General features: G+C 51.9%; 16 protein-coding genes. 7 read left to right on the top strand and 9 right to left on the bottom strand.

Annotation, left to right across the window (positions count from 1 at the left end; translation table 11 throughout):
- Positions 1-2: 2 nt before the first annotated feature.
- The gene (gene pabC, locus ACLJRH_RS11415; RefSeq protein WP_000280842.1) at positions 3-812 is read right to left on the bottom strand and encodes an aminodeoxychorismate lyase; all 810 of its coding nucleotides are present in this window, start codon (positions 810-812) and stop codon (positions 3-5) included.
- Between the two features lie 414 nt (positions 813-1,226).
- Between pabC and ACLJRH_RS11410 the strand changes: the two genes are divergently transcribed.
- The 6 genes from ACLJRH_RS11410 (at position 1,227) to ACLJRH_RS11385 (ending at position 7,210) form a co-directional block, all read left to right on the top strand.
- On the top strand, positions 1,227-1,769 hold the full coding sequence (locus ACLJRH_RS11410; protein WP_023136614.1) for a fimbrial protein: 543 nt from the start codon (positions 1,227-1,229) through the stop codon (positions 1,767-1,769).
- A gap of 75 nt (positions 1,770-1,844) precedes the next feature.
- Positions 1,845-2,522, top strand: coding sequence for a molecular chaperone (locus ACLJRH_RS11405; RefSeq protein WP_023223201.1), 678 nt, complete (start codon positions 1,845-1,847; stop codon positions 2,520-2,522).
- A gap of 23 nt (positions 2,523-2,545) precedes the next feature.
- Positions 2,546-5,101, top strand: a complete 2,556-nt coding sequence (locus ACLJRH_RS11400) for a fimbria/pilus outer membrane usher protein (protein ID WP_023136615.1) — start codon at positions 2,546-2,548, stop codon at positions 5,099-5,101.
- 37 nt (positions 5,102-5,138) lie between these two features.
- Positions 5,139-6,137: a fimbrial protein gene (locus ACLJRH_RS11395; RefSeq protein ID WP_000754357.1), complete on the top strand. Its 999-nt coding sequence runs from the start codon at positions 5,139-5,141 to the stop codon at positions 6,135-6,137.
- Between the two features lie 12 nt (positions 6,138-6,149).
- On the top strand, positions 6,150-6,671 hold the full coding sequence (locus ACLJRH_RS11390; RefSeq protein ID WP_012513009.1) for a fimbrial protein: 522 nt from the start codon (positions 6,150-6,152) through the stop codon (positions 6,669-6,671).
- A 14-nt stretch (positions 6,672-6,685) separates the two neighbouring features.
- Positions 6,686-7,210 (top strand): fimbrial protein, encoded by a 525-nt coding sequence (locus ACLJRH_RS11385; protein ID WP_000068580.1) that lies wholly within the window; start codon positions 6,686-6,688, stop codon positions 7,208-7,210.
- Positions 7,211-7,280: 70 nt separating this feature from the next.
- Here the strand turns inward: ACLJRH_RS11385 and fabF are convergent, their stop codons facing one another.
- The 8 genes from fabF to yceD all read right to left on the bottom strand — a co-directional run bounded on the left by fabF (position 7,281) and on the right by yceD (position 13,684).
- Complete coding sequence (gene fabF / locus ACLJRH_RS11380) at positions 7,281-8,522, bottom strand: beta-ketoacyl-ACP synthase II (RefSeq protein ID WP_000044666.1); 1,242 nt, start codon at positions 8,520-8,522, stop codon at positions 7,281-7,283.
- Between the two features lie 85 nt (positions 8,523-8,607).
- Positions 8,608-8,844, bottom strand: coding sequence for an acyl carrier protein (acpP, locus tag ACLJRH_RS11375; RefSeq protein ID WP_000103754.1), 237 nt, complete (start codon positions 8,842-8,844; stop codon positions 8,608-8,610).
- 155 nt (positions 8,845-8,999) lie between these two features.
- A complete protein-coding gene (fabG, locus tag ACLJRH_RS11370) occupies positions 9,000-9,734 on the bottom strand; it encodes a 3-oxoacyl-ACP reductase FabG (RefSeq protein WP_000007236.1) in 735 nt (244 codons plus the stop codon).
- Positions 9,735-9,746: 12 nt separating this feature from the next.
- Positions 9,747-10,676, bottom strand: coding sequence for an ACP S-malonyltransferase (gene fabD, locus ACLJRH_RS11365; protein WP_000191343.1), 930 nt, complete (start codon positions 10,674-10,676; stop codon positions 9,747-9,749).
- Between the two features lie 15 nt (positions 10,677-10,691).
- Positions 10,692-11,645 (bottom strand): beta-ketoacyl-ACP synthase III, encoded by a 954-nt coding sequence (gene fabH, locus ACLJRH_RS11360; protein ID WP_000288148.1) that lies wholly within the window; start codon positions 11,643-11,645, stop codon positions 10,692-10,694.
- Positions 11,646-11,724: 79 nt separating this feature from the next.
- Entirely contained in the window at positions 11,725-12,804 is a 1,080-nt protein-coding gene (gene plsX / locus ACLJRH_RS11355) for a phosphate acyltransferase PlsX (protein ID WP_001518286.1), read from the bottom strand.
- A 133-nt stretch (positions 12,805-12,937) separates the two neighbouring features.
- Positions 12,938-13,111 carry a 50S ribosomal protein L32 gene (gene rpmF / locus ACLJRH_RS11350; protein WP_000290727.1) on the bottom strand — a complete coding sequence of 58 codons (174 nt, stop codon included), beginning with the start codon at positions 13,109-13,111 and terminating at the stop codon, positions 12,938-12,940.
- 51 nt (positions 13,112-13,162) lie between these two features.
- Positions 13,163-13,684, bottom strand: coding sequence for a 23S rRNA accumulation protein YceD (yceD, locus tag ACLJRH_RS11345; RefSeq protein WP_001174492.1), 522 nt, complete (start codon positions 13,682-13,684; stop codon positions 13,163-13,165).
- Positions 13,685-13,882: 198 nt separating this feature from the next.
- On the opposite strand from yceD, the gene ACLJRH_RS11340 reads away from it, so the two are divergent.
- Complete coding sequence (locus tag ACLJRH_RS11340) at positions 13,883-14,467, top strand: Maf family protein (RefSeq protein ID WP_001137603.1); 585 nt, start codon at positions 13,883-13,885, stop codon at positions 14,465-14,467.
- Positions 14,468-14,501 lie beyond the last annotated feature (34 nt).

Here is a 14,501-nt window from a genome sequence, read left to right as displayed (position 1 = left end):
AACTAATTCGGATGCTCACAAAATGGGGCTAAAAATTGAAACAGTGTTCGCGAAGAATACGACGTCCCGTGATAGGCGCGTATGGGAATAATCGGCATTAGCGCGTTGCAGATGATAACCTCATCCGCCTGCCTGACCGCCTCCTCTCTCGCCTGAACTTCAAGGACCTGGAAAGGAGATTGCGCCAGTTGGCGTAAACAAAATTGTCGCATAATGCCGTTCACCCCGGCCTGATCCAGACGCGGCGTAAAAACAATGTCGCCTGTACGCCAGAACAAATTAGCCGCACAGCATTCCGTAACCCATCCCTCGCTGTCAAGAACCAGCGCCTCATCGGCGTCCGTCTGCTCAAGATGAGAGCGAATCAACACCTGTTCGAGGCGGTTCAGATGTTTTAATCCGGCAAGATAAGGATTGCGCCCAAGCGGTATGGGACTAAGGGTAAGAGTGATGCCCTCGTCTTTCCAGCGGGCGTAGTGGGCAGGGTAAGGCGACACGCTAAGAATCCGTGTGGGTAATTGACAACTGGCGGCGCTGTAACCGCGTCCGCCTGCGCCGCGGGTAATCATCACTTTCAGCACGCCTTCCCGATGCGGTTGTGCCAGGCAGCGCATCTCTTTTACTAATACATCCCAATCGTTAAAGGGGATCGCCAAACGAGAGCACGTTTCTTCCAGGCGAGCCAGATGACGGGAAAACAAGGCAATCTCCCCCGCCGCGATCCGCGCAGTGGTAAAGCAACCGTCTCCGAACTGCACCCCCCGGTCATTCACCGCGAGTCGTTCAGTGGATTGGCCGTTAATCAGATACATTCATCCTCCAGATAACCGCCCATCAGAGTGTCAGGGGAATGGCCTGCGCGCAAGGACTTTGCCAGCAAGATAACACGTTATTTTTCAGGTTTTCCTTATTTTAATAAGAAAAGGCATATTTATGTCAACCATAACAAATAAATTATAGCAATAATATTAATCACAGCATCTTAAATGACGAAATTGATTTATTGAGCGAATATATTTAGTAAAACAAAAAACATTAATTAGATATTATTTATAGTCATAACTTTCACATATGGTCAAAATGTAATTGGGTATCGTCTGACGTTACCCTATCATATTTAATACTGCAATTAGAAAGTCATAATTAATATATTTATTACTCAAAGCCTATTTATCGTGCGCTGAGTAATATCTACGTATCGAGTCGACCATGAAAGGACATTTTTAATGAAAGGAAAATTTGCCGCTGCCGTATTATTCACCGCAATGGGGCTTGCTTCGACTGCAATGGCTCAGGATGGCCAGGTTAATTTTACCGGCAAAATCATCGAAGCAGGTTGCAAAATTAACGGCAGTGTCACCAGTTCTCAGGATGTCAAGCTGGGCGAGGTCTCTAAAACAGCGTTTACCAACGCTGGCTCAACGGCAGCAACCACCAAGTTTTCATTGGTATTAACCGCCTGCCCTGCAGAGCTGCTGGGAAAACCGGTTTCCGTAAAATATGACGGTATGCCGGACACCCTGAATAACGACTATCTGCAAATTACCGGTTACGGTACTACCGGCGTCGCTAAAGGTGTCGCTATCCAGTTGTTGAATAGCGATACCAGCGAACTGCCGCTGGGTACTGAGTCTAAATCCGTTACCATTGCCTCCGATGCGGCAGAAGAAACGAACCTCGACTTTTTCGCCCGTTATATCGCGACAGAAGATAGCGTATCAGGCGGCGATGCCAACGGCGTCGTTAACTTTACCCTGACCTACAACTAATCGCGCGGAATTTATTCTCTCGTTTTAGTAAACCAATAAAGCCGGATGGACCCGGCTTTGCTTTGGAGATACTCCATGAATAAATATAGTTTACTCACTGCCGCCACGCTTATATTCACTACGGCAACCGTACAGGCCGGTGTTATTATCGGCGGAACCCGTATTATTTATAACGGCGATAAAAAAGAAACGTCGATTAGCGTTAAAAATCCGGACCAATCTTCTTATCTCATTCAGTCATGGAGTGACGCCGGGGAAAAAAGCAGCGATAAATCGCCGTTTATGGTCACGCCGCCGCTTTTTCGTTTAGGCGCAGGGCAGGAAAATAATCTGCGAATTCTCCGTACTGGCGGCAATTTGCCGGAAGATCGTGAGTCCCTCTACTGGATGAATATTAAGTCGATCCCATCGACGACAGAAAAGCAGGATAACGTTAACACTCTGCAAATTGCGGTGAAAACCCGCATTAAATTAATTTACCGTCCGCAGGCGTTGACGGAGCAACCGGAAAACGTCACCGCGAAGCTGACCTGGCAGCACAGCGGTAACCGTCTTACCGTGACCAATCCCACAGCCTACTACATAAACTTCAGCACGGTGAAGATAGGAACCAGCACCGTGAAAGACGCTACCTATGTCGCGCCGATGAGTTCCGCCAGCTTTACCGCGCCCGCCGAAGCCAGCGGCGACGTAACCTGGACACTTATTAACGATTTCGGCTCTATCGGGTCTGAACACCACACACGCCTGTAAGACCACACCGAAAGGATATCGGGATGAATGCAGACGCATACAAAAAAATAATGACGCTCAGTCGAATCGCCTGCTTTATCGCCCTGCAGTGCGCACTGCCAGCCGGTAACACTGCGTTTGCCCGCGAATATTTTAACCCAGCGCTGCTGGGGATCGACGGGCCGGGAAAAGAGCTTACCGATCTTTCCGCTTTTGAAGAAGGCATCGGCCAAATGCCTGGCACCTATCGCGTTGACGTCATTGTGAATAAATCGTCCGCTGGCGTGCATGACGTTAATTTTGTTATGCAAAAAGATACGGCAGGCAACACCACTCTGCAGCCCTGCTTCAGCGTTGACTCGCTGCGCGAGTTCGGTATTCGTACCGACGCGTTTCCAAATCTTGCTGGTCACGGCGACTGCGCTAACCTGGCGGCGATCCCGCAGGCCAGCGCCGAGTTCGCCTTTGAACGCCAGCAGCTACGGCTGTCTATTCCGCAGGCCGCCGTAGACAGCCATGCCCGCGGCTACGTCGCCCCGGAACGGCTCGATGAGGGCATTAACGCCCTGCTGCTCAACTATAGCTTTTCCGGCGCCAACACCGAAGCGCGCCGCGGCGATATGACCGACTCCGACAGCTATTATCTGAGCCTGCGTCCGGGCCTGAATATTGGCCCCTGGCGCATTCGCAACTACAGCACCTGGAATCGCAACGTCAACGGCGATAGCGCCGATGAAAGCTGGGATTCGCTCTACACCTACGCCCAACGCAATATTATCGCGCTGAAAAGTCAGCTAACATTCGGCGACAGCACCGCGCCCTCCGAGCTGTTTGATAGTGTGCCGTTCCGCGGCGCACAGCTGGCCTCCGACGATGATATGTTGCCCGATAGCCTGCGTGGCTACGCGCCGGTGGTGCGCGGCATCGCCCGTACTAACGCGCAGGTAATTATCAAACAGAATGGTTACACCATTTATCAAAGCTATGTTTCGCCGGGCGCATTTGAGATTACCGATATGTACCCAACCGGCAGCAGCGGCGATCTTGACGTCACAATTAAAGAGGCCGACGGTAGCGAACAGCATCAGACGGTGGCCTTCGCCTCTCTGCCTATTCTGCAGCGCGAAGGGCGGCTGAAGTACAGCGTGACCAGCGGCCAGTATCGCCCCTATGAGAGCGATATTGACAAAAAAATGTTTACCCAGGCCACCCTGATTTATGGCCTGCCAGCCGGGTTTACGGTATATGGCGGGGGCCAGTTCTCACAGCACTACAAGTCCCTGCTCACCGGGCTTGGAAAAAACCTCGGCGAGTTGGGTGCCGTCTCGGTGGATGGCACTCAGGCATGGTCAACGCAAAAAGATCAGGATAAAGAGAGCGGCCAGTCCTGGCGCATCCGTTACAGTAAAAATATTCTCGAAACCGGCACCAATATATCCATTTCCGGTTATAGGTATTCAACATCAGGTTATTACACTCTCCCGGAAGTACTGGATACCTGGCGTGACGACGAGTCGCAAAATAATAACGACCGCCGCCGCAACCGTGCTGAACTTCAGCTTAACCAGAGTATCGGGGCGAGTCTGGGGTCACTGTCGCTCAATGCTATTAGCGAAGATTACTGGAACAGTGACCGGAAGATGCGCTCTCTCGGTGTGGGTTACAGTAATAGCTGGGGCGGCGTGACGTACAACATCAATTACAGCTATAACCGCAATACCACCGACAGTGACGATAGCGACAAAATCTACGATGAAGATCAGGTCTTCTCACTGAGCATAAACATCCCGCTCGACCGCTGGTTAAGTCACAGTTACGCCACTTACAACCTGAATACCAGCAAACGGGGCAATACCAACCATACCGTCGGGCTAAACGGGTCAGCATTAGAAGACAATAACCTGAACTGGAGTCTCCAGCAGAGCGAAACGAATCACGGCGAAGGGAATGGCGGTTACGCCAGCCTCGATTATCAGGGGACCTACGCACGAATGAATGGTGCCTACAGCTATGACAACGACCAGAAACGCGTTAACTACGGCATGGAAGGCGGCATTGTCGCCCACGCGCATGGTGTCACGCTCAGCCAGTCGTTGGGCGAAACCTCAGCACTGGTAGAAGCCCCCGGGGCGAATGGCGTTACGATAAGCAACCAGACGGGTGTAAAAACCGACTTCCGCGGTTACACCGTGGTGCCTTACGTGACGCCGTACCGTGAAACCGCCGTCTCACTGGATACCGAAACGCTGCCTGATGGTGCTGACGTCGACCTGACCAGCCAGATGATTACCCCCACGCGCGGCGCAATTGTACGCGCACATTTTGATACCCGTATCGGTAAAAGGGTACTCATGAATTTGTCACGTACCCCTACGGAGATAGTGCCATTTGGAGCGCTGGCAACGATAGAGGGTCAACCTGCGGATAAGAGCTTCATCGTGGGTGACCACGGGCAAGTCTATCTTACCGGTGCGCCCGAACGCGGAACCTTAAAGGTAACGTGGGGCCGTACAGCGAATGACACCTGTCACGTAACATTCAATTTAACAGAATTGAATGCGACTGATGGTGTGATGGAAACGCAAGAATCTTGTCGTTAATAACGATGACCATAATCGTCATAAGGAAAACGTATTCGTGAAAAAAACAGTCGGCCTTGCGTTGTTAATATCTGTGTGCCCGTTGATAACGTCCGTTGATGCTCTTGCAGGTATCATAAATACAAGCAGTGCGAATACATCAACTTTACCTTATAAATTCAGCTCCTTTACTATGCCGAGTTCGGCCGGGGGGACAACCTGGTTTGACGACTGGGGGGAACACTGGAAATTGCCAATAATAGCTAGCAGCCAAAAAGGTTATATTGATTTTACTGTGAATGGCGAACCGACAGGGGGAACGACTACTAATGACGCAACGGTGTATAAAACCAATAACCCGGGTGTAGGCATTGCCTATCAAATGACTTACACCCCAGCGGGCGTAGTAACCCCGGATAAAGATTATACGGCTCCATTTCGTTTAGACGTCGATAGTAATGTCAACGCATCCGGCGACCTAATTATTCGCTACATGCTGGTGCGTTTAACGGATGAACTACCGGCGGGCCCCATTACTGAGGTGCCAAGCGTTACTGTTTCTTATCATAACCCAGCGGATAGCGGATATGGAGATGTGACTTTCGTGGCCCGTTCTGGTGTGGCTAGTCAGCCAAAGTATACGGCTTGTGGAATTAACGCACCAACAGAAATTAAACTCAACCCACTTTATGGGAATAGCCTAAAAACGGGCGCACAAAATAGTATTCAGGCGCCGACGATAACGCTCACAAACTGCCCGGGGGCCATCAATGGTATCTCTTATAATTTTTCCGCAGTCTATGGAGCCCACGACGAGGCCAATGGGGTTCTTAATACTGTGACGGGTGATACCTACGCGAAAAATGTTTATGTGCAGATACAGAATACCGATGGTACGCCTCATACAATTAATTCAGCGATCGCGCTCCAGAATTATAACGGCTCCGGGGATTATGTGTTGCCTGACTTTAAAGTGTCTTATTTTATAGATGATGCTGAAAGCGTAACTGCGGGTAATGTCAAAACAGCCATTGAGCTTAAAGTTACTTACAACTAATAGGGATTATATATGATTGTTACAAACAGGAAAAAGACAGTGGCATTCATCATTGCGCTTGGTTGGTTATTTTCCTCATCCAGTCAGGCTGTCAATATTGATATCAGCGGTACCGTTATCGCCTCACCTTGTGTGGTTAACGGCGGCGATGAGTCTCTCGCTATTAATCTGGGGACCGGGATTCAGGCCAATACTCTGGAAACAAGTGGCAGCACTACCCCATGGGTTGAAAAGACATTGACGCTCACCGATTGCCCAGCCTCCACCACCTCATTTAGCGTAGCCTTTGCTGGCACCGCCGACACGGATACAGACTTCTACAAAAATACCGGCACTGCCACCAACCTGAAGCTTGAGTTAACGGATGACAAAAGCGAGCACGCCTATAAAAATGGCGCTGCTCTGAAGGACATCGCAATCCCATCCGACACGCATGCCTATGACCTGAAACTGCGCTCCCGTGCAGTGGCAACAGGCCTCGTGATGCCAGGCACCATCGAGGGCCAAGTACAGGCAACCTTCACCTACCAGTAATCCAGGACGGGACAATGGCGCAACAGATAAATAAACTGCTCCCCGCGTTGGCCTGTCTATGGGCGGTAAGCAGTATTTATTCCGTGCAGGCAACCGATATTAACCTGAGCGGTATAGTAATTGCTTCTGCCTGCATCGTGGATACGGGCACAAAGGAACAGACGGTCACGTTCCAGCAGGCACGCGCCGTTGATTACCTGAAGGTGGGCGATACCAGTGAGTGGCAGGATTTTGAACTGACCCTCTCCTCCTGCCCGCCATCAACTACTCAGGTGACTGCCCTGTTCAGCGGTGATGCCGACACTGACGATGCTACCAAATTCGCTAACAGCCAGGGCAGCGCTACCGGTATGGCACTGGAAATTATGACCCGCGATCATCAGACGGAAATCTCACCGGCGGATACGCTGGCCGTGAAAGTGAACGGCAATGACCACCGGGCCGTTTTCCCGCTCTCTGCGCGCATGTACACACCGACGGGTCGCGTAACGCCAGGGGAATTCAAGACTGTCGTTCAACTGAACTTTACGTACCAGTAGCCTTCAGATCAAGAATACATAAAAAAGCGGAGCGCCAGGCGCTCCGCTTTTTTATTCATAACAGTACTGACTAGATACGTTTGAAAATCAACGAACCGTTAGTACCGCCAAAGCCAAAGGAGTTACACAGAGCGTACTCCAGATCGCTGACCTGGCGCGCTTCATGCGGCACGAAGTCCAGATCGCAACCTTCATCCGGGTTATCCAGATTAATGGTTGGCGGAATGGCCTGATCGCGCAGCGCCAGAATAGAGAAAATAGACTCTACTGCGCCTGCGGCGCCCAACAGATGGCCGGTCATCGATTTGGTCGAGCTCACCATCACTCGGCTTGCGGCATCGCCAAAGACTGACTTAACCGCCTGCGTCTCAGCTTTGTCGCCGGCAGGCGTCGACGTGCCGTGTGCGTTGACGTAGCCAATCTGAGCAGGCTCAATCGCGGCATCACGCAACGCGTTAACCATCGCTAGCGCAGCGCCTGCGCCATTTTCCGGCGGCGACGTCATATGGTAAGCATCGCTGCTCATACCAAAGCCGACGATTTCAGCATAGATTTTCGCACCACGCGCTTTTGCATGTTCGTACTCTTCAAGCACCAACATACCGGCACCGTCGCCCAGTACAAAACCATCGCGTTCTTTATCCCACGGACGGCTCGCCGCCTGTGGGTTATCGTTGCGGGTCGACAGCGCGCGCGCTGCGCCAAAACCACCTACGCCCAGCGGCGTACTGGCTTTTTCTGCGCCACCTGCCACCATCGCGTCCGCATCGCCATAGGCGATGATACGCGCGGCATGGCCGATGTTATGCACGCCTGAAGTACAGGCAGTCGCAATAGAGATGCTTGGCCCACGCAGGCCATACATGATAGTCAGATGGCCTGCTACCATGTTAACAATCGTCGACGGGACAAAGAACGGGCTAATCTTACGCGGTCCGCCTTTTACCAGCGAACTGTGGTTTTCTTCGATCAGACCGAGACCACCGATACCGGAGCCGATAGCGGCGCCAATACGGCTTGCGTTCTCTTCCGTCACTTCAAGGCCAGAATCCTGCATGGCCTGTACGCCAGCGACAATTCCATATTGAATGAAGGCATCCATCTTGCGCTGTTCTTTGCGCGAGATAATGTCATCACAGTTAAAATCCTTTACTAAGCCAGCAAATTTCGTTGCATAGGCGCTAGTATCGAAATGGTCGATCAGGCTGATGCCACTCTGACCGGCAAGGAGAGCTTTCCAGGTAGACTCTACGGTATTGCCGACAGGAGACAACATGCCCAGTCCGGTCACAACTACACGACGCTTAGACACGGTTGTCCTCCAGGGAGGGAAAATGATTCTAGTGGGACAAAAAGATAAAACTCAGGCGGTCGAATGACCGCCTGGAGATGTTCACTTACGCCTGGTGGCCGTTGATGTAATCAATGGCAGCCTGAACGGTGGTGATTTTCTCAGCTTCTTCGTCCGGAATCTCAGTATCAAACTCTTCTTCCAGAGCCATTACCAGCTCAACGGTGTCAAGAGAATCTGCGCCCAGGTCTTCAACGAAAGAAGCATTGTTGGTTACTTCTTCCTGCTTAACGCCCAGCTGTTCGCCGATAATTTTCTTAACGCGTTCTTCGATAGTGCTCATACTCTTAAATTTCCTATCAAAACTCGCTTTCGCGATGGTTTTCGTAGTGTATAAAATGTTGAAAAATTTGCAACTAAATCCCGGCAGGTCTTACCACGATTTTACGTTATTTTGCGGCCTTTCGCCCTAATAACGCAAATATTTTTCAATCGTGATTAAACCATGTACATTCCGCCGTTGACGTGCAGAGTCTCACCAGTGATGTAACTCGCTTCGTCAGAGGCTAAAAATGCAACCGCACTGGCGATTTCCTGAGCGCCGCCGAGGCGACCCGCAGGCACCTGCGCCAGGATACCCGCACGCTGATCGTCAGACAGCGCACGCGTCATGTCCGTTTCAATAAAACCCGGAGCCACAACATTGACAGTAATACCACGGGACGCAACTTCACGCGCCAGTGATTTACTGAAACCGATCAGGCCCGCTTTCGCCGCAGCGTAGTTTGCCTGACCTGCATTTCCCATGGTACCAACCACAGAACCAATAGTGATAATGCGACCACAACGCTTTTTCATCATAGCGCGCATTACCGCTTTTGACAGGCGGAAAACGGATGATAAATTGGTTTCGATAATATCGTTCCACTCATCATCTTTCATTCGCATCAACAGATTATCACGAGTGATACCGGCATTATTAACCAGGATATCCACTTCACCAAATTCTGCGCGAATATTTTCCAGAACAGATTCAATAGATGCAGGATCGGTCACATTCAACATCAAACCTTTCCCGTTAGCACCTAAATAGTCGCTAATGTTCTTCGCACCATTTTCACTGGTCGCAGTCCCGATAACTTTCGCGCCGCGGGCAACGAGAGTCTCTGCAATTGCGCGGCCTATGCCACGGCTTGCACCAGTCACCAGCGCAATCTTTCCTTCAAAGCTCATGGTTTTCCTCTTTTATTGCGTAAGTGCCGCAGACAGCGCCGCCGGCTCGTTCAGCGCCGACGCTGTCAGGGTGTCGACAATACGTTTCGTCAGACCAGTGAGGACTTTACCTGGACCCACTTCATAAAGATGTTCAACGCCCTGCGCCGCGATAAATTCCACGCTCTTCGTCCACTGTACCGGATTGTACAACTGGCGAACCAGCGCATCGCGGATAGCGGCGGCATCGGTTTCACATTTCACGTCAACGTTGTTTACTACCGGCACCGTTGGCGCGCTAAAGGTAATTTTGGCTAATTCAACCGCCAGCTTATCTGCCGCTGGTTTCATCAGCGCGCAGTGCGACGGTACGCTCACCGGCAGCGGCAGCGCGCGTTTCGCTCCAGCGGCTTTACAGGCTGCGCCCGCGCGTTCTACTGCCTCTTTATGCCCGGCGATGACCACCTGTCCCGGCGAGTTAAAGTTAACCGGCGAAACAACCTGCCCTTCGGCAGATTCTTCACAGGCTTTAGCAATAGAGGCATCATCCAGACCGATGATCGCAGACATGCCGCCAGTGCCTTCCGGAACCGCTTCCTGCATGAATTTACCACGCATTTCCACCAGACGAACGGCATCAGCAAAGTTGATGACGCCAGCGCAAACCAGCGCGGAATATTCGCCCAGGCTGTGACCTGCCATTAACGCAGGCATTTTACCGCCCTGCTGCTGCCAAACGCGCCAAAGCGCGACGGAAGCGGTTAATAACGCCGGCTGCGTCTGCCAGGTTTTATTCAGTTCTTCCGCTGGACCTTGCTGGGTGAGCGCCCACAGATCATATCCCAGAGCCGCAGAAGCTTCAGCAAACGTTTCTTCTACGATAGGGTAATTTGCCGCCATCTCGGCCAACATCCCAACGCTCTGAGAACCCTGACCGGGGAACACAAATGCAAATTGCGTCATGTTTAAATCCTTATACTAGAAACGAATCAGCGCGGAGCCCCAGGTGAATCCACCCCCGAAGGCTTCAAGCAATACCAGCTGACCGGCTTTAATTCGCCCGTCACGCACGGCTTCATCCAGCGCGCACGGCACAGAAGCCGCGGAGGTATTGCCGTGCCTGTCCAGCGTGACGACGACATTGTCCATCGACATGCCGAGTTTTTTCGCTGTCGCGCTAATGATACGCAGATTAGCCTGATGCGGCACCAGCCAATCGAGTTCTGAGCGATCCAGGTTATTAGCCGCCAGCGTCTCATCGACAATATGCGCCAGTTCAGTGACCGCCACTTTAAAGACTTCATTACCCGCCATCGTCAGGTAAATCGGGTTATCCGGATTTACGCGATCGGCATTCGGCAGGGTCAGTAATTCACCGTAACGGCCATCGGCATGAAGATGAGTGGAGATAATACCCGGTTCTTCAGAAGCGCTCAGTACGGCCGCGCCTGCGCCATCGCCGAAAATAATGATCGTACCGCGATCGCCAGGATCGCAAGTGCGGGCTAATACATCGGAACCGACCACCAGCGCGTGTTTAACCGCGCCGGATTTAACGTACTGGTCGGCGATGCTTAACGCGTAGGTGAAACCTGCGCACGCTGCCGCGACATCAAACGCCGGGCAACCTTTAATACCGAGCATACTTTGAATCTGACATGCCGCGCTTGGAAATGCATGCGTTGCTGATGTGGTAGCCACCACAATCAAGCCAATTTGGTCTTTATCGATCCCCGCCATCTCAATCGCGCGATTCGCAGCGGTAAAGCCCATCGTCGCGACAGTTTCATTCGGCGCGGCGATATGGCGTTCACGAATACCTGTACGAGTGACAATCCACTCGTCAGAGGTCTCAACCATTTTTTCCAGATCGGCGTTAGTCCGCACTTGTTCGGGCAGATAGCTGCCAGTACCAATAATCTTCGTATACATGTACGCTCAGTCACTTTTCGGTTATATACCGTTACCTGTAAACGTCTGGCACGCTGGCGGCGCCGGGGAGACAGCGATATTATCTGTGCGCCCGCAGGTTTACGCCTTTGCCATCGTCCAGCGGTTCAAATCCGGCTGGGTATACAGATTCCAGGCGAGCGGCAATTCGCTGAGGAACTTGTCGCTGCACCGCCTGCACTGCCTGTTCAATCGCGACTGCAAATGCTCGCTGATTGGCCGCACCATGACTTTTTATCACCGTGCCGCGCAATCCTAACAGACAGGCGCCATTATACTGGTCGGGGTTGAGGTGACTGAATCGCCTCGTCAGGCTTTTTTGTAACCAACGTTTTAATAACAGCAGCCACCACGACCGTTTTTTCCCTTCGCCCTGTGATTTCAGCAGTGAAAGGAACATTCTGACAACCCCCTCCATCGTTTTAAGTGTGACATTGCCTGTAAAGCCGTCACACACCAGTACATCGGTTTTTCCCGTCAGTAACTCATTCGCCTCAAGGTAGCCGATGTAATTGATGGTTGGAACTGTTTTTAACATTAAAGAGGCTTCGCGAATACTGTCGAGGCCTTTGGTTTCTTCTTCCCCGATATTGAGTAGCGCCACGCGGGGATTTTTGATCCCGACGACCTCTTCCGCCAAAACGGCACCCATCACGGCAAACTGCACCAGCATGGTACTGTCGCAGTCGACGTTGGCCCCCAAATCAAGCACTACCGTTTTGCCCTTTTGCTGGTGCGGTAATACCGTCACCAACGCCGGACGCTCAATCCCCTCAAGAGGCTTGAGCAATAATTTCGCCAGCCCCATCAGCGCCCCGGTATTACCGGCGCTAACGCAAGCTTCGGCTCGGCCTTCTTTCACAAGCTCCAGGGCCACACGCATGGATGTCCCGCGACTGGCGCGGATCGCCTGCGAAGGCCGGGCATCACTGGCAATAACTGACTGTGCAGGGATAATCTGCAGACGCGAACGTTGTTCAAAGTCAGCTTTGGCAAGTAATGGCGTGATAATATCGGGATTCCCGACTAAAAGAAGAGTGAGCTGCGAATTAGCGTTCAGTGCCTGCAATGCTGCAGGCACCGTCACGGAAGGACCAAAATCGCCCCCCATGACATCTAACGCCAGGGTTAGACGTGTCAAGGTATCGTCGCTGCCTGGTTCGGTGTTCTCCGCTTACGCGGAGAAATCCTCACTAAGCTTTATCACGCTTGTACTCTTCGGCTTTTACACCACAGGCACGCCTGTGATGCAAAAGGCATCGAGTATCGCGCGATTACTTAGCGATGACCTTACGGCCGCGGTAGTAACCGTCGGCAGTGATGTGGTGACGCAGGTGTTTTTCACCAGAAGTTTTGTCTACAGACAGGCTGGTGACTGCGGTCAGAGCGTCATGGGAACGACGCATGCCACGTTTGGAACGGGTTGGTTTATTCTGTTGTACGGCCATGGACCTTACTCCTCAATTACGGTTTATCCCTGCGTCCGCGGGGAAGACCTATTACTTACGCTTTAAGCTGGCTAATACGGCAAATGGGTTTGGCTTTTGCGCTTCATCAGGCAGTTCGCCAAAGACCATGTCCGCCTCGGACACTTCACAGTGTTCAGAATCATGCACCGGAACTACCGGCAAGGCGAGGATGATTTCATCTTCAACCGTCGCCAGCAGATCGATTTCGCCGAATTCGTTTACCTCAATCGGCTCATACGCTTCCGGCAGTGCTTCAGCCTGCTCGTCGGAACGGACAGGGCTAAAACAATACGTTGTGTGAACCTGATGGGTAAACGGTTTCCCGCAACGCTGGCATTCGAGCGACACCGTAACGACCGCATCGCCGGTTAAAACGGCGAGACGCTGGTTATCGATAGCGAACGACATGGAGCATTCCACATCACTGTCCACACTGACTACAGACTCGGCAACGCGCTCAACCTGATCGGGGGTATAGATACCCTGGTAATCAAGGCGTTTTTGAGCGGTACGAACCGGATCAAGAGTCAGGGGTAATTTTACCTTTTGCATAGGGCGCGCATATTAACTTCGTAACGTCATATAGTCAAAGAAAAAGGCAGCCTGCGGTTGCCTTTTGCCAATAATTCGCACACATTGCGGGTTACAGACTTATTTTCGCTCAAGACGAGTCAGTATGACAGGCTTGAAGACCGAAGAGCATAGTTTAAGATGGCTCTCATCATTACGCTATATCTGAGGGAAAAAAATATGCCCCGTCTCATCCTTGCGTCTACCTCTCCCTGGCGTCGCGCGCTGCTGGAAAAGCTGACGATTCCTTTCGAATGCGCCGCGCCGGATGTTGATGAAACCCCCATGCCGGGCGAAGCGCCGCGCCAATTGGTGTTGCGGCTGGCGCAGGCGAAGGCGCAATCGCTCGCCGCGCGTTTCCCGAATCATTTGATTATTGGCTCCGACCAAATTTGTGTTCTGGACGGCGAAATCACCGGCAAACCGCTGACGGAAGAAAAAGCGCGTCAGCAATTAGCCAAAGCCAGCGGAAATATTGTGACGTTTTATACCGGACTGGCACTGTATAACTCCGCCTCCGGGCACTTACAAACCGAAGTGGAGCCTTTTGACGTTCATTTTCGCCATTTAAGCGAAGCGGAAATAGACGACTATGTCCGTAAAGAGCATCCGCTGCATTGCGCGGGAAGTTTTAAAAGCGAAGGTTTAGGCATTGCATTATTTGAGCGCTTAGAGGGCCGTGACCCAAATACCTTGATCGGTTTGCCGCTGATCGCGTTGTGTCAAATGCTGCGGCGGGAAGAGATGAACCCGCTGAATGCCTGATTAATCTGCCTGTTAATCTGCCTGATGGCGACGC

The sequence above is a fragment of the Salmonella sp. SAL04162 genome (genome assembly GCF_046551535.1).
GTDB classification, from domain to species: domain Bacteria; phylum Pseudomonadota; class Gammaproteobacteria; order Enterobacterales; family Enterobacteriaceae; genus Salmonella; species Salmonella enterica.
Note: the sequence above shows the minus strand (reverse complement) of the source record. Positions and strands in the feature narration are given on the sequence as shown.

What these genes read in the sequence shown, in the direction of transcription:
- pabC (WP_000280842.1), bottom strand. Translation starts at nt 812, where the DNA reads ATGTATCTGATTAACGGCCAATCCACTGAACGACTCGCGGTGAATGAC.
- ACLJRH_RS11410 (WP_023136614.1), top strand. Translation starts at nt 1,227, where the DNA reads ATGAAAGGAAAATTTGCCGCTGCCGTATTATTCACCGCAATGGGGCTT.
- ACLJRH_RS11405 (WP_023223201.1), top strand. Translation starts at nt 1,845, where the DNA reads ATGAATAAATATAGTTTACTCACTGCCGCCACGCTTATATTCACTACG.
- ACLJRH_RS11400 (WP_023136615.1), top strand. Translation starts at nt 2,546, where the DNA reads ATGAATGCAGACGCATACAAAAAAATAATGACGCTCAGTCGAATCGCC.
- ACLJRH_RS11390 (WP_012513009.1), top strand. Translation starts at nt 6,150, where the DNA reads ATGATTGTTACAAACAGGAAAAAGACAGTGGCATTCATCATTGCGCTT.
- ACLJRH_RS11385 (WP_000068580.1), top strand. Translation starts at nt 6,686, where the DNA reads ATGGCGCAACAGATAAATAAACTGCTCCCCGCGTTGGCCTGTCTATGG.
- acpP (WP_000103754.1), bottom strand. Translation starts at nt 8,844, where the DNA reads ATGAGCACTATCGAAGAACGCGTTAAGAAAATTATCGGCGAACAGCTG.
- fabG (WP_000007236.1), bottom strand. Translation starts at nt 9,734, where the DNA reads ATGAGCTTTGAAGGAAAGATTGCGCTGGTGACTGGTGCAAGCCGTGGC.
- fabD (WP_000191343.1), bottom strand. Translation starts at nt 10,676, where the DNA reads ATGACGCAATTTGCATTTGTGTTCCCCGGTCAGGGTTCTCAGAGCGTT.
- fabH (WP_000288148.1), bottom strand. Translation starts at nt 11,645, where the DNA reads ATGTATACGAAGATTATTGGTACTGGCAGCTATCTGCCCGAACAAGTG.
- rpmF (WP_000290727.1), bottom strand. Translation starts at nt 13,111, where the DNA reads ATGGCCGTACAACAGAATAAACCAACCCGTTCCAAACGTGGCATGCGT.
- yceD (WP_001174492.1), bottom strand. Translation starts at nt 13,684, where the DNA reads ATGCAAAAGGTAAAATTACCCCTGACTCTTGATCCGGTTCGTACCGCT.
- ACLJRH_RS11340 (WP_001137603.1), top strand. Translation starts at nt 13,883, where the DNA reads ATGCCCCGTCTCATCCTTGCGTCTACCTCTCCCTGGCGTCGCGCGCTG.